Source organism: Rhodococcus sp. NPDC059968, from assembly GCF_042738615.1.
Classification (GTDB): Bacteria; Actinomycetota; Actinomycetes; order Mycobacteriales; family Mycobacteriaceae; genus Rhodococcus_F.
Genome location: NZ_JBHWUE010000006.1, coordinates 48870 through 74846, shown reverse-complemented (window position 1 = coordinate 74846; position 25977 = coordinate 48870). Strand labels below are relative to the sequence as shown.

31 protein-coding genes, 1 tRNA gene and 1 pseudogene are annotated in these 25977 nt (G+C 67.5%); 24 read left to right on the top strand and 9 right to left on the bottom strand.

Features of this window, described 5'->3' with window-relative positions; genetic code table 11:
- The first annotated feature begins 65 nt into the window (after positions 1-65).
- Positions 66-323: a hypothetical protein gene (locus ACFWAY_RS08510; RefSeq protein WP_378510435.1), complete on the top strand. Its 258-nt coding sequence runs from the start codon at positions 66-68 to the stop codon at positions 321-323.
- Here ACFWAY_RS08510 and ACFWAY_RS08505 read toward each other — a convergent pair whose 3' ends face one another.
- On the bottom strand, positions 324-1094 hold the full coding sequence (locus tag ACFWAY_RS08505) for a dienelactone hydrolase family protein (RefSeq protein ID WP_378510434.1): 771 nt from the start codon (positions 1092-1094) through the stop codon (positions 324-326).
- A gap of 71 nt (positions 1095-1165) precedes the next feature.
- Here ACFWAY_RS08505 and ACFWAY_RS08500 point away from each other — a divergent pair.
- Positions 1166-1238, top strand: a tRNA-Arg gene (locus ACFWAY_RS08500).
- A gap of 130 nt (positions 1239-1368) precedes the next feature.
- Here ACFWAY_RS08500 and ACFWAY_RS08495 read toward each other — a convergent pair.
- Positions 1369-1947, bottom strand: coding sequence for a TetR/AcrR family transcriptional regulator (locus ACFWAY_RS08495; RefSeq protein WP_378510433.1), 579 nt, complete (start codon positions 1945-1947; stop codon positions 1369-1371).
- A 349-nt stretch (positions 1948-2296) separates the two neighbouring features.
- Here ACFWAY_RS08495 and ACFWAY_RS08490 point away from each other — a divergent pair, with 349 nt between their 5' ends.
- The 8 genes from ACFWAY_RS08490 to ACFWAY_RS08455 all read left to right on the top strand — a co-directional run bounded on the left by ACFWAY_RS08490 (position 2297) and on the right by ACFWAY_RS08455 (position 8300).
- On the top strand, positions 2297-2737 hold the full coding sequence (locus ACFWAY_RS08490) for a hotdog fold domain-containing protein (RefSeq protein WP_378510432.1): 441 nt from the start codon (positions 2297-2299) through the stop codon (positions 2735-2737).
- 28 nt (positions 2738-2765) lie between these two features.
- A complete protein-coding gene (locus ACFWAY_RS08485) occupies positions 2766-3242 on the top strand; it encodes a nitroreductase family deazaflavin-dependent oxidoreductase (RefSeq protein WP_378510431.1) in 477 nt (158 codons plus the stop codon).
- The gene (locus tag ACFWAY_RS08480; protein ID WP_378451747.1) at positions 3239-4027 is read left to right on the top strand and encodes a crotonase/enoyl-CoA hydratase family protein; all 789 of its coding nucleotides are present in this window, start codon (positions 3239-3241) and stop codon (positions 4025-4027) included. Before ACFWAY_RS08485 ends, ACFWAY_RS08480 begins: the two co-directional genes overlap by 4 nt.
- Before the next feature lie 90 nt (positions 4028-4117).
- On the top strand, positions 4118-5086 hold the full coding sequence (locus tag ACFWAY_RS08475; protein WP_378451746.1) for an alpha/beta fold hydrolase: 969 nt from the start codon (positions 4118-4120) through the stop codon (positions 5084-5086).
- Entirely contained in the window at positions 5083-5955 is an 873-nt protein-coding gene (locus ACFWAY_RS08470) for a metal-dependent hydrolase (RefSeq protein ID WP_378510430.1), read from the top strand. Before ACFWAY_RS08475 ends, ACFWAY_RS08470 begins: the two co-directional genes overlap by 4 nt.
- Before the next feature lie 30 nt (positions 5956-5985).
- On the top strand, positions 5986-7068 hold the full coding sequence (locus ACFWAY_RS08465) for a PDR/VanB family oxidoreductase (protein ID WP_378510429.1): 1083 nt from the start codon (positions 5986-5988) through the stop codon (positions 7066-7068).
- 94 nt (positions 7069-7162) lie between these two features.
- Complete coding sequence (locus ACFWAY_RS08460) at positions 7163-7609, top strand: hypothetical protein (RefSeq protein ID WP_378510428.1); 447 nt, start codon at positions 7163-7165, stop codon at positions 7607-7609.
- A gap of 457 nt (positions 7610-8066) precedes the next feature.
- Positions 8067-8300 carry a hypothetical protein gene (locus ACFWAY_RS08455; protein ID WP_378451742.1) on the top strand — a complete coding sequence of 78 codons (234 nt, stop codon included), beginning with the start codon at positions 8067-8069 and terminating at the stop codon, positions 8298-8300.
- Between the two features lie 42 nt (positions 8301-8342).
- Here the strand turns inward: ACFWAY_RS08455 and ACFWAY_RS08450 are convergent, their stop codons facing one another.
- Entirely contained in the window at positions 8343-9218 is an 876-nt protein-coding gene (locus tag ACFWAY_RS08450) for an amidohydrolase family protein (protein WP_378451741.1), read from the bottom strand.
- Between the two features lie 60 nt (positions 9219-9278).
- A complete protein-coding gene (locus tag ACFWAY_RS08445) occupies positions 9279-9818 on the bottom strand; it encodes a ribonuclease H (RefSeq protein ID WP_378510427.1) in 540 nt (179 codons plus the stop codon).
- A gap of 72 nt (positions 9819-9890) precedes the next feature.
- Here ACFWAY_RS08445 and ACFWAY_RS08440 point away from each other — a divergent pair, with 72 nt between their 5' ends.
- The 8 genes from ACFWAY_RS08440 (at position 9891) to ACFWAY_RS08405 (ending at position 16085) form a co-directional block, all read left to right on the top strand.
- Positions 9891-10817 carry a DNA-3-methyladenine glycosylase family protein gene (locus tag ACFWAY_RS08440; RefSeq protein ID WP_378510426.1) on the top strand — a complete coding sequence of 309 codons (927 nt, stop codon included), beginning with the start codon at positions 9891-9893 and terminating at the stop codon, positions 10815-10817.
- A 128-nt stretch (positions 10818-10945) separates the two neighbouring features.
- Entirely contained in the window at positions 10946-11641 is a 696-nt protein-coding gene (locus ACFWAY_RS08435; RefSeq protein WP_378510490.1) for an energy-coupling factor ABC transporter permease, read from the top strand.
- Positions 11638-12000 (top strand): PDGLE domain-containing protein, encoded by a 363-nt coding sequence (locus ACFWAY_RS08430; RefSeq protein WP_378510425.1) that lies wholly within the window; start codon positions 11638-11640, stop codon positions 11998-12000. The genes ACFWAY_RS08435 and ACFWAY_RS08430 overlap by 4 nt, the downstream gene beginning before the upstream one ends.
- 2 nt (positions 12001-12002) lie before the next feature.
- A complete protein-coding gene (gene cbiQ / locus ACFWAY_RS08425; protein ID WP_378510424.1) occupies positions 12003-12767 on the top strand; it encodes a cobalt ECF transporter T component CbiQ in 765 nt (254 codons plus the stop codon).
- Positions 12764-13558, top strand: coding sequence for an energy-coupling factor ABC transporter ATP-binding protein (locus tag ACFWAY_RS08420; protein WP_378457131.1), 795 nt, complete (start codon positions 12764-12766; stop codon positions 13556-13558). The genes cbiQ and ACFWAY_RS08420 overlap by 4 nt, the downstream gene beginning before the upstream one ends.
- Before the next feature lie 51 nt (positions 13559-13609).
- Positions 13610-14680, top strand: coding sequence for a class I SAM-dependent methyltransferase (locus tag ACFWAY_RS08415; protein ID WP_378457132.1), 1071 nt, complete (start codon positions 13610-13612; stop codon positions 14678-14680).
- Positions 14681-14862: 182 nt separating this feature from the next.
- Positions 14863-15465 (top strand): hypothetical protein, encoded by a 603-nt coding sequence (locus tag ACFWAY_RS08410; protein WP_378457133.1) that lies wholly within the window; start codon positions 14863-14865, stop codon positions 15463-15465.
- A 191-nt stretch (positions 15466-15656) separates the two neighbouring features.
- Positions 15657-16085: a hypothetical protein gene (locus ACFWAY_RS08405; RefSeq protein ID WP_378457134.1), complete on the top strand. Its 429-nt coding sequence runs from the start codon at positions 15657-15659 to the stop codon at positions 16083-16085.
- A 54-nt stretch (positions 16086-16139) separates the two neighbouring features.
- On the opposite strand, the gene ACFWAY_RS08400 is transcribed toward ACFWAY_RS08405, so the two are convergent.
- Both ACFWAY_RS08400 and ACFWAY_RS08395 read right to left on the bottom strand, forming a co-directional pair.
- Positions 16140-17348 carry a CaiB/BaiF CoA transferase family protein gene (locus ACFWAY_RS08400; RefSeq protein WP_378457135.1) on the bottom strand — a complete coding sequence of 403 codons (1209 nt, stop codon included), beginning with the start codon at positions 17346-17348 and terminating at the stop codon, positions 16140-16142.
- Positions 17345-17710 carry a helix-turn-helix transcriptional regulator gene (locus ACFWAY_RS08395; RefSeq protein ID WP_005251569.1) on the bottom strand — a complete coding sequence of 122 codons (366 nt, stop codon included), beginning with the start codon at positions 17708-17710 and terminating at the stop codon, positions 17345-17347. Before ACFWAY_RS08395 ends, ACFWAY_RS08400 begins: the two co-directional genes overlap by 4 nt.
- A 168-nt stretch (positions 17711-17878) precedes the next feature.
- Here ACFWAY_RS08395 and ACFWAY_RS08390 point away from each other — a divergent pair, with 168 nt between their 5' ends.
- From ACFWAY_RS08390 to ACFWAY_RS08370, 5 genes are read left to right on the top strand one after another with little or no spacing between them, the layout of a single operon-like run.
- Positions 17879-19447 carry a long-chain-fatty-acid--CoA ligase gene (locus tag ACFWAY_RS08390; protein WP_378510423.1) on the top strand — a complete coding sequence of 523 codons (1569 nt, stop codon included), beginning with the start codon at positions 17879-17881 and terminating at the stop codon, positions 19445-19447.
- Positions 19444-20487 carry an MBL fold metallo-hydrolase gene (locus ACFWAY_RS08385; protein WP_378510422.1) on the top strand — a complete coding sequence of 348 codons (1044 nt, stop codon included), beginning with the start codon at positions 19444-19446 and terminating at the stop codon, positions 20485-20487. The genes ACFWAY_RS08390 and ACFWAY_RS08385 overlap by 4 nt, the downstream gene beginning before the upstream one ends.
- A 13-nt stretch (positions 20488-20500) precedes the next feature.
- Positions 20501-21262, top strand: coding sequence for a crotonase/enoyl-CoA hydratase family protein (locus ACFWAY_RS08380; RefSeq protein ID WP_378457138.1), 762 nt, complete (start codon positions 20501-20503; stop codon positions 21260-21262).
- 47 nt (positions 21263-21309) lie between these two features.
- The gene (locus tag ACFWAY_RS08375) at positions 21310-22188 is read left to right on the top strand and encodes a LysR family transcriptional regulator (RefSeq protein WP_378510421.1); all 879 of its coding nucleotides are present in this window, start codon (positions 21310-21312) and stop codon (positions 22186-22188) included.
- A 12-nt stretch (positions 22189-22200) separates the two neighbouring features.
- The gene (locus ACFWAY_RS08370) at positions 22201-23085 is read left to right on the top strand and encodes a LysR family transcriptional regulator (protein WP_378510420.1); all 885 of its coding nucleotides are present in this window, start codon (positions 22201-22203) and stop codon (positions 23083-23085) included.
- Here the strand turns inward: ACFWAY_RS08370 and ACFWAY_RS08365 are convergent.
- A pseudogene (locus ACFWAY_RS08365) lies at positions 23067-23850 on the bottom strand (NAD(P)H-dependent flavin oxidoreductase). The gene ACFWAY_RS08370 and the pseudogene ACFWAY_RS08365 sit on opposite strands and share 19 nt — an antisense overlap.
- Positions 23851-24120: 270 nt before the next feature.
- Here ACFWAY_RS08365 and ACFWAY_RS08360 point away from each other — a divergent pair.
- Positions 24121-24945 carry an enoyl-CoA hydratase/isomerase family protein gene (locus ACFWAY_RS08360; RefSeq protein WP_378510419.1) on the top strand — a complete coding sequence of 275 codons (825 nt, stop codon included), beginning with the start codon at positions 24121-24123 and terminating at the stop codon, positions 24943-24945.
- Here the strand turns inward: ACFWAY_RS08360 and ACFWAY_RS08355 are convergent.
- On the bottom strand, positions 24914-25573 hold the full coding sequence (locus ACFWAY_RS08355) for a Dabb family protein (protein ID WP_378510418.1): 660 nt from the start codon (positions 25571-25573) through the stop codon (positions 24914-24916). The genes ACFWAY_RS08360 and ACFWAY_RS08355 overlap by 32 nt on opposite strands.
- Positions 25566-25919 carry a hypothetical protein gene (locus ACFWAY_RS08350; protein WP_378510417.1) on the bottom strand — a complete coding sequence of 118 codons (354 nt, stop codon included), beginning with the start codon at positions 25917-25919 and terminating at the stop codon, positions 25566-25568. Before ACFWAY_RS08350 ends, ACFWAY_RS08355 begins: the two co-directional genes overlap by 8 nt.
- Positions 25920-25977 lie beyond the last annotated feature (58 nt).

Genomic DNA, 25977 nt, shown 5'->3' with positions numbered 1-25977 from the left:
ACTTGACAGGAGCCGAGTAGCTAAGGCTAACCTCAGTTCGTTACTTCGAGGCGAGGAGCCTGCACATGATCGAGGACCTGATCGAGATCGCGTACGCCCAGGGCGCAGTCACCTGCGTGGCTCAGGCCGCCGACGGCGTCGACGAGTACGAGCTCGCCCGGGTCGATTCGGTCGCGTCCAGCGTCACGGTCACGGTGCGGGCCGACGGCAAATTCGCGAAAGCCACCAGCATCGAGGGCTACCTCAGTCTCGGGCAGGTCGTCCGGGCATGCGGACTCGACTACCGACGCGCCACCTCGAGCGCCCGCCAGTACATCCATTGATCAACGCAGGTGCTCCCCGAAGAAACCGTCGATCCGCTTCCACGCGTCGGCGGCGGCTTCCGGGTCGGGCACCATCCCCGTGACCTTCACCAGGGGGCGCAGCACCTTCGGTCCGGCCAGTTCGTCGTTCAAGAACGCGTGACCCGCGGTGGGGTACTCCTTCACATCGTGAGCCACGCCGGCCTTCGTCAGCGCCGCCTCCAACTTGGCCGCCGCGTTCCGCAGAGCGAAGTCCTTCCCGCCGTAACTGGCGACCACCGGGCACGCACCCGCCACCGCCGCCTCGAGGTCGCGCGGCAGGACCCCGTAGTTCGGGGCCGCCGCGTCGAACCCCGTGCGCAGGGCCATCAGCGCGAACCCGCCGCCCATGCAGAACCCGATGACACCGAGCTTCCCCGTGCAGTCCGACGAACCGGACAACCACTGACGGGCCGCCTCGATGTCGCCGTACGCCCGCCCCTTCCCCGAGAGCATCGCCCGCATCGTCGACACCAGACAGCGTCGCGCACCGCCCGCACTGAACAAATCCGGCGCCAGAGTCAGAAACCCTGCCGTCGCCAGCCTGTCGGCCTGCCGACGCATTACATCGTCCAAGCCGAACGCTTCGTGCACCATCACCACACCCGGCCACGGACCCTCACCGGACGGCCTCGCCAGATAACCGTGCAAGTTCAGCGAACCGTCGTGCCGCGCAGCGAGGTCGGTCAAGTCGATCTCGGACATGTGCGTCTCCCGTTCCGTCGTCGCTTCCAGAACATCTGCGACAACCATGCCCTCCCCATCGCGAGCGCACCACCATTCCCGCTACACTCACCTCGGTGTGCGCCCCGCGCGTGCACCGCGCCTTCGTAGCTCAGGGGATAGAGCAACCCTCTCCTAAAGGGTAGGTCGCAGGTTCGAATCCTGCCGAGGGCACACACGGCACGGGGCGCGATATGTCAAAGATGCCGATTACCAGCAAATTCCGGATTCGTTGCAAGTCCACTCGAACTGTTGTTCCCGATGATCTCCACGTGCGTACAGCGAAGTGGAGCCCGGACCGCCGCTACGGGCGACTGTCGCCCAGATGAAGGGACACGATCTCGGCGAGGTGTACGCCGACCTGGTCGAGCGGGCGCACCGACCGCGACGAGATGGCGAGGATGGCGGCGCCCTCGATCGCGCACACTGCGGTGGTAGCAAGCGACCTGGCGGCAGACTCACCAACCCCCGCGCGCTCGAGTTGCTCGGCGAGCAGATTCGCCCAGTTGTCGAATACCTGGGCAGCAACGGCGGGCGCCAACGGCGCCTCGGGGCCGCCGAGGGCCGCAGCGACGATCGGGCATCCGGCGGTGAAGTCGCTGGCCTCCAGCGTGTCTTTCCACATTTGGATGAAGGCAACGAGGCTGTCGGTGGGACTGTCGGACGCGGTGAACTCGGCGATGATCGAACTCATCAGCTGGCCGGCCACCCGGGTGGATTCCTCGATGAGTTCCGCCTTCCCGCGGGGGAAGTTCTGATAGATGGACCGCCGCGCCGTGTCGCTACGCGCCAGCAGATCGGTGATTCCGGTGCCGGCGACGCCGCGCTCCCGCACGAGCGCGATCGTGCCGGCGATGAGGCGTTCGCGTGGACTCGGCGTCATGGGCATCCATCCTTGCGTTGAGCGAACAATCCTTGCAGTAGCACGATCATTCTACTATGGTTACCTGAAACACGTAACTAGGATTCACACCTACTTCCCGACGGTGCACTCGCCCACCCGGCGCCGTGTCGTGAGGCGTCATGCAATCCGTAGGCAGTCATGAACTGGGCCGGATGAATTCTGGATGGCCCGACTGCTCCGAACTCACGGATCTCCCACAGGTCCGGCCAAGACATGCCCGACTCGGCAAAGCGAACAGAGAGAACAGGTTGTATCAATGAATAACCCAACGGTACAAGGACATTCGACTGGTTCGACGACGAGCGCGAATCTCAGACTATGGAACACGATGCGGCAGCTGCCTCTGGGCAAGCAGCTCTTCACCGCGGGTGTCTGCTTCAAGGCCCCCTACTTCGGGACGATTCATCCCGAAATCTCGATCCTCGAGCCGGCGCGCTGCGAAGTGCGGGCCCCGAATCGACGCGGCTCACGCAACCATCTCGGAACATTCCATGCCATCGCTTCGTGCAACATGGCAGAACTGGCGGCGGGCATGATGACTGACGTCACTGTTCCGGCGACGCACCGATGGATCCCTGTGGGCATGACCGTCGAGTATCTGGCGAAAGCGGCCACTGAGATGCGCGCCGTCGCGGTGATAGATGAGGTTCCCGCATTCGGTGACGATCCGGTCGACCTGGAAGTCCCGGTGGAGGTACTCACGACCGACGGCACCGTCGCAGTACGCACGTGCATCACCATGCGCGTCTCCCGCAAAAAACACGGCTGACTCCCGGAAACTTCGAGAGGAAGACACGATGACGCCACCCCCCGAGGAGCGGGCCCGCCGCAAGTTCCGTGTCGAGCGCCTGGTGGGACGCTACGTCGCCAACCCCACCGTGCGTGCGCTCAATCGCATCGGGATCGGCACCACGCTCGCCACCGAACTCGAAACGATCGGACGCAAGACCGGCCAATTCCGTCGTGTCCCGGTCGCCGCAGCCTTTGACGACACCGGTGCCTGGTTGATCTCGCAACACGGCACGCGATCCGGATGGGCGGCAAACATCACCGCCGACCCGAATGTGCGGATCCGGCACGGCGCCCGCTGGCGCACCGGTACCGCGCGATTGGAGCCCGGCGACGATATCGAAGCCCGCACACGCACCTTCGCGTCCCATCCCGCTTTCGCCGCGTTGACTGCCGCTACCTTCCGCGCGTTGCAGAGCGCACCGATTTCTGTCCGAATCACGTTCAATCGCAACCTCGCCGACGAACGACAAGGATCCCGATGACCGACACCGCGCAACCCGACACGATCACGCTCGAACGCGACGGACACGTCCTGCTGATCGGATTGGACCGGCCCAACAAACGCAACGCGTTCAACCGCGCCATGCTCGGCGATCTGTCCCGTGCGTATGCCCTGCTCGAATCCGACCCCGAACTGCGCTGCGGCGTCCTGTTCGCCCACGGTGAGCACTTCACCGGCGGGCTCGACCTCGTCGACGTCGCCCCTGCCATCGCGGCCGGTGAAACTCCGTACCCCGCCGATGGACGCGACCCCTGGCGACTGGACGGCGACTGGACGACACCGATCGTCGCTGCAGCCCACGGCTGGGTCATGACCCTGGGCATCGAACTACTGCTCGCCGCTGACATTCGCGTCGCTGCGGCCGGTACCCGGTTCAGTCAACTCGAGGTCCGCCGTGGCATCTACCCGTTCGGCGGCGCCACCCTGCGCTTCCCCCGCGAAACCGGCTGGGGCAACGCCATGCGCTGGATGCTCACCGGCGACGAATTCGACGCCGCCGAAGCCCACCGCATCGGCCTCATCCAAGAGATCGCCGACAACCCCGTCGACCGGGCACGCCAGATCGCGCACACCATCGCCGGCAAGGCCGCGCCTCTCGGAGTAGGCGCCGTCCTCGCCAGCGCGCACCGCGCCCGCCGGCTCGGCGACGACGCCGCTATCTCCCAACTCGGACCCGACGTCGCCCGCCTGTTCGGTTCCGCCGACGGTGCCGAAGGCATCCAATCGTTGATCGACCGACGCGACGCCGTCTTCACCGGCCGCTGACCACACGGACCGATGCTCACCCGGGTCCACCGCCGCCACATCCATGAAGGGCTTCGCATGACACCATTGAATCGGTCGTCTCATCGCGCCGTGCACCCTACGAAACCTCGGCTGTCGAGAGGAACACCCGCGGGTGACGGCGAGGGCGTCCTGACGACCCGGTTCGTCGACGCCTCGGACGGGGTGCAGCTGGCGGTACACGAGCGGGGGAACCCGGACGCGCCGACGGTGTTGTGCGTGCACGGGTTTCCCGATGATCACCGGGTCTGGGACGGGGTGGCGGGCGAACTCGCGTCGACGTTGCGCGTGGTGACATTCGACGTGCGGGGTTCGGGAGCGTCCGGGCGCCCGAGACGAATCAGCGACTATCGCCTCGACCAGCTGGCAGACGACATCGGCCGGGTCGTCGACGCGGTCTCGCCGGGGCGGCCGGTGCATCTTGCCGGGCACGATTGGGGCTCGGTGCAGGCCTGGCATGCCGCCACCGATCCGGCGCAGCGCCATCGCATCGCGTCGCTGACCTCGATCTCCGGGCCGTGTCTCGATCACGTGCCCTACTGGATTCGGTCCCGGCTTGCAGCGGGCCCCCGGGGCTGGAAAGACCTTTTGGGGCAGTGGAAGTCGCCGCTGTACATGGGGTTCTTCCAGATCCCCTGGGTCGCACCGCTGGCGTGCCGGCTGGGCTTGGTCGACAGCACGATTGCTCTGGCCTCGCACTTCGAAACCGGAGTCCGTCCCGCTGATGTCTCGGCACACCGCGCCCACGACAATCGCGGCGCGCTGAGGATTTACACCGCAAACTTGCTGCCGCGCCTGTTACGCCCGCAAGAGCGCACTACCGATGTGCCCGTTCAGGTTCTGGCTCCACGGCGGGACATCTTCATCACCCCGGCGAGCCAAGTCGACATCGGTCGCTGGGCAGTTGATTCACGAGTTCATTCAGTCGACGGCGGGCACTGGATACCCCTGTTCAACCCGACTGCGATCGCCGATCTCGTGCGGTCCTTCGTCGGCGAGCACGAACCGGAGACCACCAACTCGAACGGAGAACCACGATGACCGCACACACCGACTCCGACAAGGTCGCCATCGCCGCCCGAAACGTGTCCTGGGACTGGACCGGGCTGCCGATGCACTACCTCGACGCCGACCCCGTCGCCACGCACGTCGTGAACGGGATGAACATGCTCCTGCCCGAAGGCGAGGTGTTCTTCGTCGACGTCTTCCAGCAGGCACTGCCGCTGATCAAGGACGACGCCGTCCGTGCGGACGTGATCGGGTTCATCGGCCAGGAAGCCACTCACTCGTCGTCGCACCAGTCGCTGCTCGATCATCTGAATACCCAAGGACTGCACACAGATTCGTACGTAGCGCAGATCCAGTGGATGTTCCGCCGCCTCCTCAGCGACCGTGACCTTACCGGGCGCAAAGCCCATTCCTGGCTCCTCGAACGGGTTGCCATCGTCGCCGCCCTCGAACACTTCACCTCCTACCTCGGGGACTGGGGACTCAACGCCCATGCCTGGGACGATGCCCTCGACCCGCGGGTGCTCGACCTGCTCCGCTGGCACCTGGCCGAGGAGGTCGAACATCGCCATGTCGCGTTCGACCTCTTCACCCACCTCGACGGCGGCTACCTGCGCAGGGCACGTACGTGGCTGATCGCCGCGCCGACATTTGCGATCCTGTTGGGCCGGGGCCTCCGATTCCTGATGTCCGTTGATCCCGACCTCGACGAGGGCGACCGGCGTATCCGGTTTCGTGATGTTCGGCGGGCCTGGCGGAAGGGTCTGTTTCCGAGCCCTTGGAGCCTGGCACGGATGATCGTCGAGTACTTCCGACCCGGCTACCACCCGTCCCGGTACGGCTCGACCAGCCAGGCAGTCGCCTACCTCGCCTCCTCACCTGCGGCCCGTGCCGCAGCCTGATCAGCACCTCGCCCGATCTGGAGTCCGCTCATGACCCAATTCCGTCCCCCACCGGTCCCCCCGTCGCTGCGCCGACCGAACAAACCCGACCGGCTGATGTCCGGCCTACAGTTCGTGGTCCGTGGTTACGCCGCCGTGTCCAGCCGAGTGCGGATCATCGAACCCACTCCGGTCGATCGGGTGCTGCGCCTCGTCGTGGCTGACACGCGCCTCGAGGCCGACGGGGTGCTCAGCCTGCGTCTGGAATCCGCGGACGGGTCGGCACTTCCGCAGTGGCATCCGGGCGCACACATCGACCTGACACTGCCGTCGGGGAAGGTCCGTCAGTACTCGCTGTGCGGCGATCACATCGATCGGCGAAGCTACCGGATCGCGATCCGTCGCATCCCCGACGGTGGCGGCGCATCGATCGAGATCCACGACCGGCTCCCCATCAGCGCCCAGGTCACCGCGGGTGGTCCCCGTAACGCCTTCCCCTTCGCATACCCGCACCTGGCCCGAGCCGACATCTCCCGTGTGGTGTTCGTCGCCGCAGGCATTGGTATCACCGCGATTCTGCCGATGATGCGCGCGGCGGCGGCATCGGGTGTCGATTGGCACCTGACCTATCTCGGCCGTGACACCGCGACCATGGCATTTCTCGACGAGATCGGCGAACTCGACTCCGATCGGGTCCGGATCCTTACCGGTCCACGCCGCACGGTTGCCGAGCTGCTGGCACAGGCCGGTCCGCGCACGTCGGTCTATTTCTGCGGACCGCCCGGGCTCCTTGCCGATATTCGGACCGAGTTCGACCACACCGGTGCGGCCGGACTGCATTTCGAGAGGTTCAGCCCCGAACCGGTCGTCGGTGGTCAGCCGTTCGAGATTCGTCTGGCGCGCACCGCAGAATCTGTCCACGTCTCCGCGGACACATCGGCCCTCGCCGCCGTGCGAGATGCGATGCCCGATGTGCCGTACTCGTGCCGGCAAGGATTCTGCGGCACATGCCGAGTGCGGGTCGTCTCCGGTGACGTCGACCGCCCCGGACGATCGGCGTTCCTCGATGAACCAGACACAATGCTCATCTGCACCGACCGCGCGAACTCCGCCCAACTCACCATCGACCTGTGACCGTTCACTGTCGACTCATGCCCAGCGCGAGAGAAGGACCAAGGGGTCCGGGCTCTCGAGCGCAATCTGGCGGGAACTGTTGCGGAGCGCCATCGTGGAATCGGCGCCGCGCAGGCTGTACGCGGTCATGCGGACCGCCAATCCGCTCGTTTACGGCGCGTGGTCGGCGGGCGCGGGTGGACCCGGTAAGGCCTTTCCCTCGCCCACCTCCTCCGTGATCCCACACCGTGTCCTGCGCATCGCGACGGACACAGCGGGATATCTTGGCCAGCTCGATCGACTCGACCCGGCCACTCTGATCATCAAGAATGCCTACGAACACACGGAGAACGGGCTTCGGGCCGAACGGCCCACATCACATCAAGACTCCGTCGACGACTGGATGCGAGCCACCCTCGGTCCGAAAGACGCGATCGTGCTCGTCGTAACATTCGACCCGATCCCCATGCTGCTCAATGAGATAGTGCGAACGGTGCGAATCCGTCTGGGAATCGGAACGGTTGGCTCGTCGAGGAGCTCACGCAACGCCCATAACGCGTGAGCGGGAATCCGTAGGCGACGAAGCCGCAAGAGATCGTGGCACTACCGCCCGCTGTCCGTGCGGCACGACTGAGGTAACGCAAATCACGCCGCGGTCGATACGCCAGGCAGGTCGGGACGAACCGAGGAGACGTCTCATGAACTGGGTGGACATCGATATTCTCCCACCACCGATTGCCAACCTGCTGCACCTGTTGGCCGCCCTGACGAACAACGGGACGGGATCATGATCGGCATACTGCCCGACCTGCCGCACATGGGGTTGGACTGGGAGTTCTTCTTCCCGACCAATCTGTACATCGCGTTCATCAACTGGTGGAATCCTTTCTAGCGCAAGGTAGCTCGGTCAGCGGGGTCTGCGCCGACCGACATTCCGGGGCTACGGACATTGCGGACCGTGGCTGACCTCGATAGTTCGTATCGTCGCCCCATGACCGCTACAGAGAACCGCCCGGCCGGTGCTCCGGGGCGAGACCGTCGGGCACGGCACGTATCTCAGCGTCAGCACCGACAGCGAGGTCGACGAGGTCTACGCCGCAGCCGTCGAGGCCGGCGCGACCTCGGTCTGGGAGCCCTCGAGCACCGAATGGGGTAATTACCGCTGCCGGGTCCTCGACCTGGAGGGCTTCGAGTGGACGTTCGGCACCCTGCGTCCGGGCGAGAGCGGCGCCGACTGGTCGGCGGGCGAATGACGGTGACACGGAACCGGATCGACGCGACACCGTACCCGGTCGTCAGTCGATCGCGAAGAGCCGCGCCGCGTTGTCGTGGCACACCGCTCGCAGCCACGGCTCGCCCAGGTCGAATCGGGTGAGTCCCTCGAGTGCGTCGAGGTAGGGATACGGGATGTTGGGGAAGTCGCTGCCGAACACGATGCGTTCCTGCAGATCCGACAACCGGTGCACCTGGTCGCGCGGAAACGGTGTGGCCGCTTCGGTGTAGTCCGTGAACGTCATCGTGGTGTCGAGATACACGTTGCTGTACTGATCGGCCAAGTCCAGGAATTCCCGGTATTCCGGCAGACCCATGTGGGCGATGATCAGGTGCAGCCTCGGGTATCGCGACAGCAACTCGGCGATCGGGCCGGGGCCCGTGTAGGTGCCGGGCGCCGGCCCCGACCCGCAATGGATGACCACCGGGACACCGGACTCCTGCAGCACACCCCACACGGGGTCGAGGAGCGGATCGTTCGGCGAGTAATCGCCCACCTGAATGTGGGACTTGAAGACGCGCGTGCCCGACTCGACCGCCTCCGCGACATACGTGGCCGCGGACTCCTCCGGGTAGAACGTGGACGTCCGCAGACAGTCGGGGGTCTGTTCGGCGAACTCGACCGACCACTGGTTCAGCCACGCGGCCATCTCCGGCTTGTGCGGATAGATCATCGACGTGAACCGCCTGACACCGAACCCGCGGAGGTGTTCGACGCGGACATCCTCTTCGTGCCGGTAGTGGATGGGCCACTCACGTCCGGTGAGGGGACCGACTGCGTCGAAGTATCCCCACACCTTCTCCATCACGTTTGCGGGCATGAAGTGGGTGTGGACGTCGATGATGCCGGGCAGCCCCAGCGCACGCCAGAACTCCTGCACCCGCAGATCCTCGGACAACAGTCTTCTCCTCGACGCAGTGCCGGACGCAGAACCCCGGCTGATCAGAACAGGGGCCGCTCAGAACAGCGTGAACGCGTCCTCGGCCTCGGGGGTGGACGGCGCGACTGCTGCCGGTGCAGGCGCGGGGGCAGGGGCAGGGGCAGAGACCGGCGCCGGCGCGAGCGCACCGGAGGCGACGGCACGAGCCGCTTCGCCGGCGAGGACGTCGGCCATCTCGTTGTAGTGGTTGCCGACGTGGCCACGAACCCAGCGGAAACGCACGGGCCCGGGGCGTTCGCTGATGGCCCGGTCGATGGACTGCACCAGCGCGAGGTTCTTGACGGGAGCGCCACCCGCCGTCCTCCAGCCCTTGCGCTTCCAACCGGGCAGCCACTCCGACGCGCACTTGATGGCGTACTGGGAATCGGACTCGATCAGCAGCGGATCGGCCCCGGGATGCGCGGTGATCGCTTCGAGCAGGGCCCGCAGCTCAGCGATCTGATTTGTCCCGGAGGGTTCGCCACCCGATTGGCTGGGACCCTCGTGATTGACCCATGCCCAGCCGATCGCCCCACCGGGGTTGCGGAGGCAGGATCCGTCGGTGCTCACGATGATCATGGCTGGGACTTTACGTGCGCGCTCCGACAGCCGCCGGTAGCGGTCGCCTTCGGAGTGGATACGCTGCATTCGATGACGGTTTCGCTGGAGGTGGTCGAGACCACCGTGACCGCGCGGCGTCCCCTGGACGTCGCCATGTCGTTGCAGCCGCTGCAACGTGGTAAGGGCGACCCCTGCCACCGCCGGACGGCCGACGGCTCGATCTGGCGGACGTCGGTGCAGAGGTCGGGCCCGGTCACGTATCGCCTCACCCAGATCGACCGCCACTCGGTGCGCTGTCAGGCGTGGGGTGCGGGTGCCCACGAGCTTTCCGCCGGACTGGGCCGCCTCGTCGGCGACCACGACGACTGCGTGGACTTCGCTCCCGACCATCCGATCCTCGTCGAGGCCCACCGCCGATTCCCGCACCTGCGCCTCGGCCGCACCGACCGGGTGATGGAGGCCCTCGTTCCCGCGATCCTCGAGCAGCGTGTGCACGGCCTCGCCGCGTTCGCGTCGTGGCGGCGTCTCGTGTGGAAGTTCGGCGATCCCGCGCCCGGTCCCGCCCCGGACGGGATGCGGCTGCCCCCGACCGCGGACGTGTGGCGGCGAGTTCCGTCCTGGGAATTCCACCGGGCCAATGTCGACCCCAACCGGTCCCGCACGATCGTCCGCTGCGCGCAGGTCGCCGACCGGCTCGAGAAGATCGTCGACCTCCCCCGCGAGGACGCGAATCGACGGCTGATGTCCGTCCCCGGCGTCGGGATCTGGACGGCGGCCGAGGTATCGCAGCGTGCGCTCGGCGACCCCGACGCCCTGTCGGTCGGCGACTATCACCTGGCCGCGATGGTGGGGTGGTCGCTGCTCGGCAAGCCCCTCGACGACGCCGAGATGGTGGAGTACCTGGCCCCGCTCCAGCCACACCGCCATCGCGCCGTGCGACTGCTGGAGGTGAGCGGACAGGCGGTCAAACCCAAGTTCGGGCCCCGCACGGCGCTCGTCGACCACACCTGGCACTGACCCGGGATCCGCGGAGACCCTCCGCACGCTTTCCAGTACCCATGAACACCTGTTCAAGTGTTCATACGAGAAACTAGACTTCGAAGGATCAGCTGCCGGCCGGAGGAGACGCCGTGGAACCCGTGGCAATGCACATGAGCGACGGCCTGATCAATGCGCCGACCTCACTGCTGTTCGTCGGCGTCGCGGTGGTGGGACTGTCGATCGCCGCATGGCGCGCGCGCTCGGAACTCGACGAACGCACCGCCCCGATGGCCGGTCTCGTGGCGGCCTTCATCTTCGCGGTCCAGATGGCCAACTTCCCGATCCTTCCCGGGGTGAGCGGGCACCTCCTCGGTGGCGCGCTGGCCGCCATCCTCGTCGGCCCCTACACCGGCATGCTCTGCGTCTCGATCGTGCTGATCGTGCAGGCCCTGCTGTTCGCCGACGGTGGGCTGACAGCGCTGGGAGCGAACATCACCAACATGGCGATCATCGGGGTGGTGGTCGGCTACGGCGTCGCGGTGACCCTGCGTCCGCTCGTCGTGCGGCCCGAGCGACTGCGTTTTCACGGCCTCGGCGGGCTCGCGTTCACCGCGGCCCTGTGCGGAACGGTGGCGGCGTCGACGGGCTTCGTGCTCGAGTACGCGATCGGCGGTCATGCGACATCCGGAGACTCGACTTCGCTGGGCGCGGTGGCGGCCTACATGCTCGGGGCGCACGTGCTGATCGGCATCGGCGAGGGCCTCATCACCGCCGTCACCGTGACGGCCGTGGCAAAGGCGCGCCCCGACCTCGTGTACCTGCTGCGGACGGCACCCCGACGAGTCGAGGTGCGGGCATGAGCACCTCGTCGCCGGTCTCGCTTCGCCGATTCCTCCTCGGCTTCGCGCTGGTGGCTCTGCTCGTCGCCGGCGCGGTCTCCTACCTCGCCAGCTCGAGTCCGGACGGGCTGGATGCCGCGACGACGCGCGGGTGCGAGACCGTGGAAACCGATACCGGGGAGACGCTCGTGGGTGACTGCATCGCCCAGCACGCGTCCGCCCATCCGTTGTCGGACTCGCCGCTCGCCGACTACACGGTGGGCGGCCGGTCGCATCTCACCGGGGTCGCCGGCGTGATCGGCGCGACCGCGACATTCGTCGTCGCGGGTGGCCTGTTCTGGGTCCTCGCCCGCGCGCGGCGGAACCGAACGAGCCCCTGACCGTGGGAGCCGGTCACGCCCATCCGCTGTACCTCGACGGCACGTCCCCCCTGCACCGGCTGCCCGCCGAGGTCGAGATCGTCTGCGCCGTCGTCTTCGTCTTCGCGGTCGTCGCGACACCACGCGAGGCGTTCTGGGCGTTCGCCGGGTACCTCGCGATCCTGATCGTGATCTGGCGGATCGCCGGCATCGCACTCACGTGGATCGGACCGCGGATGCTGATCGAGTTGCCGTTCGTGACGCTCGCGCTTCTCCTGCCGTTCGCCGAAGGCGGCGCCCGTGTCACCGTCCTCGGACTGTCGCTGTCGGTCGCGGGCCTCTATGCGGCCTGGGGCATTCTCGTGAAGGGCACTCTCGGTGTCCTGGTCTCGCTGACGCTCGCCGCGACGACGCCGGCCCGGGACCTGCCGCTGGGTCTGGCGCGGCTGCGCGTGCCCGCGATGCTCACGACGATCGTGGTCCTGATGCTGCGCTACCTCGACCTGCTCACCGCCGAGGTCGAGCGGATGCGCACCGCCCGGCTCTCCCGCGGCGACGACCCCCGGACGTTCCGGCAGATCGGCGCCACCGCCAAGGGCGTCGGCGGATTGTTCGTGCGTTCCTACGAGCGCGGCGAGCGCGTCCACCTGGCCATGCTGTCGCGGGGATTCACGGGTTCGGTTCCCACGATCGGGGCGCCCCCGGCGACCGCTGCGATGTGGCGGGCGGGGCTCGTGCCCGCCGTATGCGCGGTGGGGATCTGTGTCACGGCGTGGGTGCTCCGATGACCGCGGCCGTGCATCTCGAGCGCGTCTCGTTCGCGTATCCGGACGGCAGGGCAGCGCTCCACCGCATCGACCTCACGGTGGAACCCGGCGAGCGGGTGGCCGTCCTCGGTCCGAACGGCGCCGGGAAGACCACACTGATGTTGCACCTCAACGGCATTCTGACGGCCACCGAGGGCAGTGTCACCGTGGGCGGGCTGACGCTGTCGCGGGGGGCGTCCCGGGACACGTTGCGCGACGTCCGGCGCCGCGTCGGCATCGTCTTCCAGGACCCCGACGACCAGTTGTTCATGCCCACCGTCGCGCAGGACGTCGCGTTCGGTCCGGTCAACTTCGGGGTCACCGGGACCGCGCTCGACGAGCGGGTGCACGACGCGCTGGCGGCCGTGGACATGACGGCACATTCCGATCGCAATCCCGCGCACCTCTCGGTGGGGCAGCGCCGGCGCGTGGCGCTGGCGACGGTCCTCGCGTGCGCGCCGGACGTCCTCGTGCTGGACGAGCCGTCGAGCAATCTCGACCCCGTCGCCCGACGCGAACTGGCCGACGTCCTCCTGGACATCGACACCACGCAACTGCTCGTCACGCACGACCTGCCGTACGCCGCCCAGTTGTGCACGCGCGCCGTGATCCTCGACGAGGGACACCTGGTGGCCGACGGTCCGATCCTGGAACTGCTCGGCGACCCCGCGCTGCTCGCCGAGCATCGCCTCGAGTTGCCCTGGGGCTTCCGGCTTCCCGCGACCGACCCTCATTCGCCCGGCGAACGATCCGTGACACCGCCGATCAGGTAGCTCACGATGGGGAGACGAAGCTTCGCCCCGCACTCCCACCGGAGGTCCGCGATGTCCATACCCGAAGCCGACGCCGGGGCCGTGTCGCAGCGCATTTTCGACGCATCGCTCGGGGCGATCGACCTCCTCGCCGTCCATCTGGGCGACCGCCTCGGCTGGTACCGCAGTCTCGCGTCGGACGGTCCGGCGACCGCGGACCAACTGGCGGAACGCACCTCGACCCACCCGCGATACGCGCGGGAGTGGCTCGAACAGCAGGCCGTGTCGGGACTTCTCACGGTCGACGATTCGGAGCCGCGGAAGTTCACGCTTCCGGCCGGCGCCGCCGAAGTGCTCACCGACGAGCAGAGTCTCAACTATCTTGCACCGATGGCGCGGATCTTCGTCGCCGCGACCACGCAGATGCCCGCGTTGCTGGAGGCGTACCGCACGGGCGGCGGTGTGGGATGGGCGCAGTACGGCGCGGATGCCCGTGAGTCGCAGGCCGATATGAATCGGCCGTGGTACGAGCAGGTTCTCCCCGGTGCGTTGGCGTCGGTTCCCGAAGTGGACGCACTGCTGCGGACGCCCGGTGCCGCCATCGCCGACGTCGGATGCGGCGGCGCCTGGTCCACGATCGCGCTCGCGCGCGCCTACCCGGACGCCAGGCTCCACGGCTACGACATCGACACCGCGACCGTCGAACTCGCGAGGTCCAATGTGCGGGAGCACCCGGATGTGGCCGATCGGATCACGATCACCGACTCGGATGCGGCAGGGATTCCCGAGGGCAGCTACACCGCGGCGTTCGCGTTCGAATGCATCCACGACATGCCCGCGCCCGTCGACGTGCTGTCCGCGGTTCGCAAGGCTCTGGTCCCCGGTGGCGCGATGATCGTGATGGACGAGGCGGTCGACGACGAGTTCTCCGCGCCGGGAAGCGACATCGAGCGTCTGATGTACGGATTCAGTCTCACCGTGTGCCTTCCCGACGGCATGAACCACACGCCCAGTGCGGGCACCGGAACGGTCATGCGCCCGAGCACATTGCGCGGCTACGCCGAGGCGGCCGGTTTCGGCACCATGGACGTCCTGCCCATCGAGGATTTCGGGTTCTTCCGGTTCTACCGGCTCACGGTGTAATCCCAGCACCGGCACCCCGATACGCACGTATTTTGCGGAAAGGCCGAAAACTGAGGCATCCGAAGGGGGAAGATGTCTGCAGTAGGCAGGTTACGGACGCTTTCGCCGGTCGGGGCAACTGTGAAGCGCCAGGTCGAACCAGATTTGTCGTTTGTCATCCGCTACTACGCATGGGAAACACCATGAAACTGCATAGAGTGACAGCACCGGCAGCGCTGCTGATCGCCACCCTGTGTGTCGGAATGGGTACCGCGTACGCCGCCCCCACTCCCGCCGACCAGGCCGTCATCTCACACACCAGCCTGAGCCCCGACGGCCGGTCGGTCGGCACCGCGCTCGACGCGGGACTCTTCACGCTGTCGAGGACGGCCGCCGCCGTGGACATCGTCAACGATTCGGGAACCCCGGTGGGCACGATCCCACTGCGCTACTCGATCGCCGGTGTGGTGTTCGCGATCGATCCGCTCATCACCGACGGCGGCCGGTTCCTGAACCTGACACCCACGACGACACCCGTCGCGGGAACACTCGCCCTCACCCCGGTCGACAGGGATTCGGCATACAACAACATGGTCGAACAGCTGCAGATCGGCTGGGACAACGGCGGCGGGACCGCGACCGCGATCGGCGCAGGTATCGGATTCGTCGCCGGCTGCATCTTCCTCATCCTCGGCGGGTGCCTCCCCGGTGCCGCGGTAGGCGCAGCGATCGGCGCCGTCACGGGTATCAGCAACGCGAACCCCGCTGCGCCACCAGCGGTTTACGAATTCCTCGGAACCCCGTAGCGGGGCTTTCCGTCCGACTCCGAAGACGATTTCGGGAGGGCTATGGGTTAGTTCGCACACGGGGAGCATCACCGCGCACCCACATATGCATGTAGCCGTTCCGGTTTTCCAGCGAATATGGTCCACGCACAACGATGTTCGGTGCACGCAGGTGGGGGCCGTGTTCGTCCTACGACATGGTGGGAATTTCCATGAAACTCTTGAAAACTCTGGCATTGTCCATATTCGTCGTCTCCGCGATGGCCGTCGGGGCGGGCACTGCGTATGCCGATCCCGCACCTCAGGGAATCGACTGGTCGCAGCCGCTGATGACGCCGGCAGCCGACGGCGGCAGCAGCCAGGTGGCCGAACAGTTCTTCCCGGAGAACGATGTGAAGCAGGACGCCTTCGACAAGATGACCAACGAGATCAATACCGGCTGGAACAACGCTGGCCTGCAGGGCATGGCGATCGGTTCCAACGTGGGCATGGCCATCGGGTGCGTGTCGATCTTCCCCAACTTCATCGCCGGCTGCATCGTCGGCGCAGTGGTCGGCACCATCGCCGGCGCAGTCATCGGCATCGGTGTGGGTAATCCCAACGCACAGCCGGCCGTAGAGCAGTTCTTCGCCACACCCTGAGCGAAGAGCGAGCTGTAGCCCCGGCCTCACTCGGGCCGGGGCTGCGGCGCGTCGTCAGCCGACGACGCCCTGGCTTCGCATCGTCGCGACATCTTCCGCCGACCAGCCCAGTTCACCGAGGATCCGATCGGTGTGCGCGCCGAGTGCGGGCACGTCGCCCATCCGCATCTCCACGTCGGAGAACGTCATCGGGGGCAGCATCGCCCTGATCGGCCCGGCCTCGGTTCCGATGTCACGCCAGCGGTCGCGCTGACTCAGCTGCGGATGCTCGATCAGCCCGCCCATGTCGTTGAGTTCCGCCGCCGGGATTCCGGAGTCCGCGAGCGCCTGGTCGAGAGCCGCGCTCGTGAAACGTTGAGTCTCCTCGGCGACGAGTGCGTCCACCTCGGCCCGGTGCTGCACGCGCAGCATGTTGGTCGCGAACCGGGGATGGTCGGCGAGTTCGGGTCGTTTGAACACGTCGGTCACCAGTTGCCGCCACCCGCGGTCGTTCTGGACACCGATGAGGATCTGCCCGTCGAGGGTGGGGTACGAATCGTACGGGACGATCGCCGCATGACCGAGCCCGACGCGCGGGATCTGCTTGTCGGCGTACATCTTCATGTACATCGGATGGCCCAGCCACTCCGCGGTCGCGTCGAACATCGACACGTCGATCCGCGCCCCCACCCCGGTTCGTGACCGCCGGAAGAGGGCCCCGAGGACGGACGTCATCGCGTACATTCCCGCCGCGATGTCGGAGACCGGGACACCCGTCTTGGTCGCGGTGTCGGGGGTGCCGGTCACCGAGATCATCCCCGTTTCGGCCTGGACCAGCATGTCGTACGCCTTGCGTTCGCGCCGTGGCCCCGCCGACCCGTAGCCGGACATGTTCACGACGATCAGTTCCTCGTGGTCGGCGCGCAACTCGTCGGCGCCGAACCCCAGGCGATCGGCGGCGTCGGGGGCGAGATTCTGGATGAAGACGTCGGCCTTCGCGATCAGCTTCGCGACGGTGTCCCGACCCACCTCGGACTTCAGGTCGACGCCGAGCGACTCCTTCGACCGGTTCAGCCACACGAAATGCGAGGCCTGCCCGAACACCGCGTCGTCGTAGTTGCGGGCGAAGTCGCCCTCGCCGACGCGCTCGATCTTGATTACCCGCGCACCCATGTCCGCCAGATGGCGGGTGGCGAGCGGAGCGGCCACGGCCTGCTCGAGTGCCACGACGGTGATGCCGTCGAGCGGCAGCAGTCCGGGGTCGTTCTCCATGTCGGGATTCACCTTTCTTCTTCGGCTCCCGTGTGATTGTGATAGTGAGTGGCCCCGATCGTGTGCAGCAATTCGTGCACGGTGTCGTCGGTGAGCCGGTACCGCATCGAGCGACCGTCCCGCGTCGCCGACACCCACCCCTGGTTGCGGAGCAGTCGCAGCGCGTGCGAGACGGCGGTGCCGGTCATGTCGAGTGCCGCCGCCAGGTCGCCGACGCAGATGTCGGGGGCATGATGCAGGCACAGCAGCAGGCGCAGGCGGTTACCGTCCGACAGCAGTTCGAACCGGTTGGCCCAGCCGTCGATGTCGGGGGTGTGCAGTGCCGCCGCAGCACGCTGAACGTCCTCGGGGTTCAGGGCGGGGGTGGCGGCCATCACGCCAGTCTACAAACGCCGCGAGGCCGCCCGGCCTGGCATCCATAGGCGATTCCTCACTGTCCGTTCGGCTCTGTGACTTTGTTTCCCGACTCACGCGGGTGGTCGACTGGCAGCACGCGTCACCCGGTTCCCCGGCGGCGTCGACGAGTCATCGAGGAGCGTGATGTGAGCGGTCTGCATCTTCCCCAGCGCGTACGGCACCATGCCGTAGAACGGCCCGGAGCACCGGCAGTGACGTGTGGTGACACCACGCTGACGTACGCGGAGCTCGACTGGCGGACCAACCGGATCGCAACCGCGCTGTCGGCGTTGACATCCGACGGCGGCCGGGTCGGGGCACTGCTCCGGATGCGCACCGAGGGTGTCGAGACGTTCGTGGCCGCCGCCAAATCGGGGCTGGTGTTCGTCCCGCTCAACTGGCGCCTCCCCGCCGCCGAGGCCGCCGCGATCGCGGTCGATGCCGAGCTCCAGGTGCTGATCGTCGAATCCGAATTCGCTGCCGCCGCGGACGCCGTCCGCGACGCGCTCCCGAGTGTGGTCGTGGTGGTCGTCGACGCTGCCGGCGGCGACGTTCTTCCGCCTGGGACCTGGACGTGGGACCGGCTGGTCACGTCGGGCACCGCCACCGATCCGGGTCTCGGGGACGGCCCCGACGCCGAGGTGCTGCAGCTCTACACATCGGGCACGACAGGCTTCCCGAAGGGCGTGGTGGCGACGCATCGCAACCTGCACAACGAGCCGGAGGGCCTGCTGATCTACCGTTGGAAGCCGGGCTCGGTGGCCCTCGATGCCATGCCGCTGTTCCACATCGCGGGGGCCGGCTGGTTGAGCACCGGTCTGTCGGCCGGCGTCCACGTGGTGCTGCTCGGCGCGTTCGACGCCGGGCAGGTCGCCGAACTCGTCGAACGGCACCGGATCACCCATGCCTTCCTGGTTCCGTCGACCATTCAAATGCTCCTCGACGTGCCCGACCTCGACCGCTACGACGTGTCGAGCCTCGAACTGGTCGCGTACGGTTCGGCGCCGATCACCACCACTCTGCTCCGGCGAGCGATCGATCGCCTCGGCTGCGGATTCGTGCAGCGCTACGGAATGACGGAGACGACGGGCTCGGTCACCGCGCTCGCCGTCGAGGACCACGACCCGTCCGGGCACCGCGCTCACCTGCTGCGTTCCGCCGGGAAACCCATGCCGGGTGTGGAGGTCGAGATCCGGGACGTGGTGACCGGTGCCCGGCTCCCGGTGGGCGAGTCCGGGGAGATCGTGTGCCGCTCACGCAACAACGTCGCGGGCTACTGGCGACGGCCGGATGAGACCGCGCAACTCCTCACCCACGACGGTTTCCTGCGCACCGGTGACGCCGGGCACATCGACGAGGAGGGCTATCTGTTCGTCACCGACCGGGTGAAGGACATGATCATCACCGGAGGCGAGAACGTGTACCCGATCGAGGTCGAATCGGTGCTCGCCGAGCATCCGGCGGTGGCCGAGGTGGCGGTGGTCGGCGTGCCGCACCGGACGTGGGGTGAGTCCGTGACGGCGGTCGTCCGGCTCGTCGATCCGTCGAACCAGCCGGACGAGCAGGACCTGATCGCGTTCACCGCCGCCCGGCTCGCGTCGTACAAGAAGCCGCGGGAGATCGTCTACGTCGCCGAGCTTCCGCGCGGAGCGAGCGGCAAGATCCTCAAACGCACCCTGCGCGAAGGTCTCAGAGCCACGGCGGTGTCGTCGTGATCGTCACCGAAGACGTCGGTACCGTCCAGCGCGAGGCGTGGGCCCGCGGCGTCCTGCCACCGGTCGAACAGGTGCGCCCCGGACTGTGGTCGATCCCGGTGCCGATGCCGCGAAACCCGTTGCGCTACGTCCTGATCTACGCGCTCGCGCTGCCCGACGGCCTCGCCCTGATCGACGTCGGCTGGGATTCCGAGGAGTCGTGGCGGGCCCTCGTCGACGGCATCGCCGAGACCGGGCACCACGTCACCGACGTCCGGTACGCCGCCGTCACCCATCTCCATCCCGACCACTTCGGTCTCGCGCCCCGGCTGCGGGAGGTCAGCGGGGCCGCGCTCGCGATGCACGGCGCGGATGCCGCACTGCTCGGACACCATTCGCCGGAGGACGCCGCCGACGACGAAAAACTGTGGAACACCCAGCTCGCCCAACTCGGGGCCCCCACCGACATCCTCGCGGCCGCCCGCGTCGACCTCGTTCGGTTGGGGGCGGGCGAGTCCATGGACGTCGTGCTCGGTGACGGCACTCCCCTGGACCTGCCCGGCTGGGATCTGCGGGCGGTCTGGACCCCGGGGCACACTCCCGGTCATCTGACCTTCGTCGACGACACCCACGGGCTGATGTTCAGCGGCGACCACATGCTGCCCCGCATCAGTCCCAATATCTCCACGGTCCCGGGCGAGCTGGAGAACCCGCTGCACCGCTACCTGCTGTCGCTGCACGCCACCACGTCGATGCCCGACGGTGAGGTGCTGCCGGCCCACGAGTACCGCTTCCGGGGGATCGCCGACCGGGCCCGGCAGCTGATGGGTCATCACGAGGAACGCTTCGCCGAGATCGTCGAAGCTCTGGGCGTGCGCCCCGAATCGACGGCGTGGGAGATCTCGCAACACATCTCGTGGTCGCGTCCGTTCGAATCCATGTCCGACCGCCTGCTCCGCCTCGCGGTCCGCGAAACCCATGCCCACCTGCTCGTTCTGGCCGACCGCGGGAGCATCCACTCACTCGGCGGCCGCCCCGAACGCTGGACCCCGACACCGTAAGGAAGACACCCCCATGAGCGTGGTTCTCACCGAATTCTCCGACGGCGTCGCCGTCATCACCCTGAACCGGCCGGAGGCGAAGAACGCCGTCGACCTCGAGGTCGCCAAGGCGCTCGCCGCCGCGATCGACGAGTTCGAGGCGCGGCCCGACCTGACGATCGCGATCCTCACCGGCGCCGGGGGAACGTTCTGCGCGGGCATGGATCTGAAGGCGTTCACCCGCGGGGAGCGGCCGTCGCTGCCCGGCCGCGGCTTCGGCGGGATCACGGAGGCCCCGCCGACGAAGCCGCTCATCGCCGCGGTCGAGGGCTGGGCGCTGGCCGGCGGCTGCGAATTGGCACTGTCCGCCGATCTGATCGTCGCCGCCCGCGACGCCAAGTTCGGCATCCCCGAGGTCAAGCGGGGGCTCGCCGCCGCAGCAGGCGGTCTGCTGCGACTGCCGAAGGTGCTGCCGTACCCGATCGCGATGGAGATGGCGATCACCGGCGATCCCCTCACCGCCGAGGTGGCGCACGCGCACGGACTCGTCAACCGGCTCACCGAGCCCGGACAGGCCCTCGGCGCCGCCCGCGAACTAGCGGCACGGGTCGCCGCCAACGGTCCCCTCGCCGTGCGCGCCACCAAGCAGGTCGTCGCGATGTCCGCCAACTACACCGACCCCGACGCGTTCGCCGGGCAACGCCGCTTCCTCGATCCCGTGTTCGCTTCCGACGACGCCCAGGAGGGTGCGCGCGCCTTCGCGGAGAAGCGCCCGCCGGTGTGGCGTGGCCGCTAGCCGCATGATCGGCACAGCCCGCATCACGGCTTCCGTACGATGACCGCGTGGACCTGCATCTCGTCACCTACTTCGTCGCGGTAGTCGATCACGGCGGGATCACCAGGGCCGCGCAGTCCCTCTACATCTCGCAACCGTCGCTTTCGCAGGCGATCCGCACACTCGAACGCCGCCTCGGTGTCACCTTGTTCGACCGCACCGGGCGGCGTCTCGAGCTGACCGAGGACGGCCGCACCCTCGACGTCGCCGCTCGGCGCATCCTCGCCGACGTCGAGCGGGCCAAGGCCAAGGTCGCCGCCGTGCGCGAGCTCGTGTCCGGCCGCGTCGACGTCGTCACCTACGCGGCGTTCTCGATCGATCCGATCGTCGACCTGGTGCGCCGGTTCCGGGAGCAGTACCCCCGCGTCACGGTCCGCATCATCGACGCCGACGGCCCCACCGGCGTTCTCGGCGCCCTGCGCCGCGGCGAGGCCGAACTGGGGGTGATCGACCTGTCCGTGGACCACAGTGCGCTGAGCTCGGTCCCCATCGGCGACCAGGAGCTGGTGCTCGCCCTGCCCGACGCACTCGCCGAGACCCTGCCCGATCCGGTGCCCCGCTCGGCCGTCCGCGACATTCCGCTCGTCCAGGATCTCGGGGACAAGAGCGACGCGGCGCTGATCACCGATCTCGTCGGCGAGCCCGCGAACGTGGTCATCGACTGCGCACATCCGGGCGCCACGTGGGAGCTGGTGATGCGTGGCGCGGGGGCCACCGTCCTCCCCCGCCAGGTCGCCGAGGAACAGTTGCGCGGGGTCTCGATCCGGTCGATGACGCCGAAGCTGACCCGCCCCGTCGGCCTCGTCCAGCGGTCCGGGCCGGGATCGCCGGCGGCCTCGGCGTTCGTCGCGGTCGCGCAGGCCACCCGAACACCGGCACCCGAGTGAGGAACTGAGCACATGGAGTTGCGTCAGGTCGAGTACTTTCTCGCCGTCGTGGAACACGAAGGCATCAACGGAGCCGCCGCGTCGCTCGGCGTCGCACAGCCCACCATCTCGCAGGCATTGCGCGGGCTCGAGCGGGAACTGGGCGTGCAGCTGTTCCACCGCATCGGCCGGGGCATGGTGCTCAGCGCCGCCGGGCGCAGCATGGTCGGGCCGAGCAGGCAGATCCTGCGCGACGTCACCGCCGTCGAGGACCTCCTCGCCACCTCCGACGGGGCACTCGCCGGCCGACTGGACATCATGGCCTTTCCGGCGTTGGCGATCGGGCCCCTCGTCGACCTCGTCACCGAATTCCGGCGGGCCCACCCGAATGTGATGGTCCGGTTGGGTGAATTGAAAGACGAGGCGCAGGCCGGGTCGCTGATCGAGGACGGCCACTGCGAATTCGTGGTGGCGCACCTTCCGCTCGACGACGCCCACCTGGACGTCGTCGAACTCGGCGAGCAGGAGTACTGGCTCGTATATCCGCCGGGCACCGACCTGCCGGAAGGGCCCGTTCCGCTCGCCGACCTCCCCGACATCCCGATGGTCTTCGTCCCCCGCGGCCACTCCGTCGCCAACGAGATCGAGGAGTCGATCCGTCACGCCGGGGCACGCCCAACTATCGCGGCGCTGTCCGATCACCGCGAGGCGCGACTTCCCCTGGTACTCGCGGGAATCGGCGGAACCCTCCTCGAACGGTCGATCGCGGAGGCGGCCCAGGACCGCGCGGTGGTCCGCCGCGCGGAGCCGACGATTGCCCGCACCTTCGGGATCGCATTCGATCCCGATATGCTCTCCCCCGTCGGCCACGCGTTCGTCGAACTCGTGCGGGCGGAAGGTTACAGCGCGAGCAGGTAGTTCTTGGCCGCGGCGTACTCGGAGACAAGCCGGTCGACGAGTTCCGCCGTCAGTTGCACGGAGCGCACGGTGCCGATCCCCTGTCCGGATCCCCAGATGTCGCGCCATGCCTTCGTTTTGGCGGTTCCGTCGCGGAAGCTCATGGCGGATGGTCGGATTGGGCGAGGTCGGCTCCTGCGGCCTGCGCGGCGAGGACCGAGCAGCCGTGGGCGATGGAGCCCGACAGCAGGACCGGCCCGTCGAACCACTCGCGGATCTCCTGGATCAACGCGAACGGTGACAGGGTGCCCGCGTGTCCGCCGGCGCCGGCCGCGACGGCGATGAGACCGTCGGCGCCCTTCGCCACGGCCTTCTTCGCGAACGTGTTGTTGATGACGTCGTGCAGGACCATGCCGCCGTAGCTGTGAATGGCCTCATTGACGTCGGCGCGAGCGCCGAGGGAAGTGATGACGATCGGGACCTGGAACTCGACGATGGTGGCGAGGTCCTCGTCGAGACGGTCGTTGCTCTTGTGGATGATCAGGTTGACCGCGTACGGGGCGGAGGGTGTCTCGGGGTTGTTGGCGTCGTGCTTGGCGAGGGCTTCGGTGATGCGGGTGAGCCATTCGCGCAACACCGGCTGCGGGCGGGCGTTCAGGGAGGGGAGCGATCCGACGATTCCGACGTCGACTGGGCGATCACCAACTCTGGACCCGAGACGATGAACATCGGGGAGGCGACAGCCGGCAGGCGCAGGCGATCGGACAGCACGGAGGGTAGAGACATCGGTTCTCCTGATGAGGGGGAGTCTTCTGATGCAAGCACTTTCAGGTACCGACCAGTTCAGCACGCAGTCCAGGCGGGGACAAAGACACATGGCTGATGGTCCGGTTAATCGGAGCCTATGATTCTCGGCGGTAACCATAGGTTTCACCTCATCCGGTGTATCCCAGAACGACATTGCGGCGGAACGTCCCCGGTGATCGACTGACTGGGCGGCACGGCGTCGACCACTCCGGCGTGCGCCGAGAACCGCGCCGACGTCTGGAGCCGCGTATGAGCATCGAAACCGTCACCTCGACCACGGACACCGAATCCCCCGAACACGACGTTCTGGTCAGCCGGGACGGCGCGGTCGCGACGATCACCCTGAACCGGCCCGCACGGCGCAACGCCATGACCCTCGACTCGTGGATCGCGTTGCGCGAGGCGCTCGGCGAACTCGCCCTCGACGACGCCACCCGCGTCGTGGTCCTCACCGGCGCAGGCAACGACTTCTGCACCGGAGCAGACCTCGACAAACGCACACCCATGCACCCGCTGAACCGCATGCGTCAGATCAATGCGACGGCACTGACAGTCGCCGAGTTCCCCAAGCCGCTGATAGCGAAGGTTCGCGGCTACGCCGTGGGAGCCGGCTGGAACCTGGCGCTGCTGTGCGACCTGCTCATCGCCTCGCGCGACGCGCAGTTCAGCCAGATCTTCGCCAAGCGCGGCCTGTCGGTGGATTTCGGCGGCTCGTGGCTCCTGCCGCGCATGGTGGGACTACACCGCGCGAAACGTCTGGTCATGCTCGCCGAGATGATCGACGCCGAGCAGGCGGATGCGCTGGGACTGGTCAACGAGCTCGTCGAGCCGGACGAACTGGACGCCACAGTCGCCCGGTTCGCCACCCGTCTCGCGGCGGCGCCGACGGTGGCCGTCATGCAGTCGACGCGACTGATCGAGGAGAGCACGACGTCGTCGCTGCGGGACGCACTCGAGAACGAGGCGCGTTCGCAAGCGGTAAATTTTGCAACCGACGCTCCGGCCGCGCTTCGCGCATTCATCGAGAAGCGTCCCCCTGCGTTCACCGGGGAGTGGCAGGTGCAGCAACCGTGATGGTCGGGCCGTCGATCGCACAGAAGCTGTGGCACAGCCGGGTGACGATCCGCGGCCCGCGTTCGGGATCGAACCACCGGTCGATGTGCGCCCAGTGATAGGGATGTGTCATATACGGCCCGAGCAGCCCGTCCAGGTTCGCGTACTCCTGCTCCCAGACATGGGTCCACCGCGCGGAACCGGCCGATTCGTGCACCCGGCTCAGCTGCGAGGTCCCGATCGTGCGGATATGGTTCGGCATCGCCCGCGTCTCGGATTCGAACCGCTCCACCACCGCCGGGTCGACCGAATCATCCACTGAGACAAGTAGCGTCCGGTAGACGGTCGGCTCGAAATGACCGCGGGCGGGAGTGGGCACCCCCGTGTAGCAGACGCTGTCGATGTGCCCGATCTCGGGGATACGCAGCTGTGCGGTAATGTCGGGTTCGACGGCGCGCCAGTGGGATTCGTCGTCGAAGTGGAGGTGCGCGATCACGTCGCCCCCGTTGATTCCTCCGGGCAGGGTCGGTGTCACGAGAACGCGCCGAGCCCGCGGAGCAGCGACCTCGTGCAGCCTGCCGGCCAGCACCGCACCGGTGGTGGCATCCGCGTCGGCGACGAGGTGAACGAGCGTGGTCACCTTAAACATCGGTCATCGCCACCACATCCGCGGGCGAGCAGGAGATGGTGCGTCGCCGACTGAGGAGAACCTCGTCGGCGTCGGCCCACCAGCGAAGCACCTCCGCATCGTGGCGTGCGAGAAGGCTCTGTCGCCACCACGCGCCGGCACCCCGCAGCGTCCAGCTGACGGTCAGGGTGTTCGACTGATCCTCCAGCCATACCGGCGGGGAGACGAGCACGCGGTCCAGCGTCAGGCCACGCGCACTCGCGCCGGGCACATAGCGCTCCAGATAGTCGGCGAGAAACGCGCGAGCCCGCCCGGATTCGACCACCATCTCGTCGACGATGTACACGATCGACTCGGCCGATGCCATCTGCGCTCCCTTCTTCCCCCGACCATGACGGTAGGGGGAAGAAGACGCGCCTCACAGA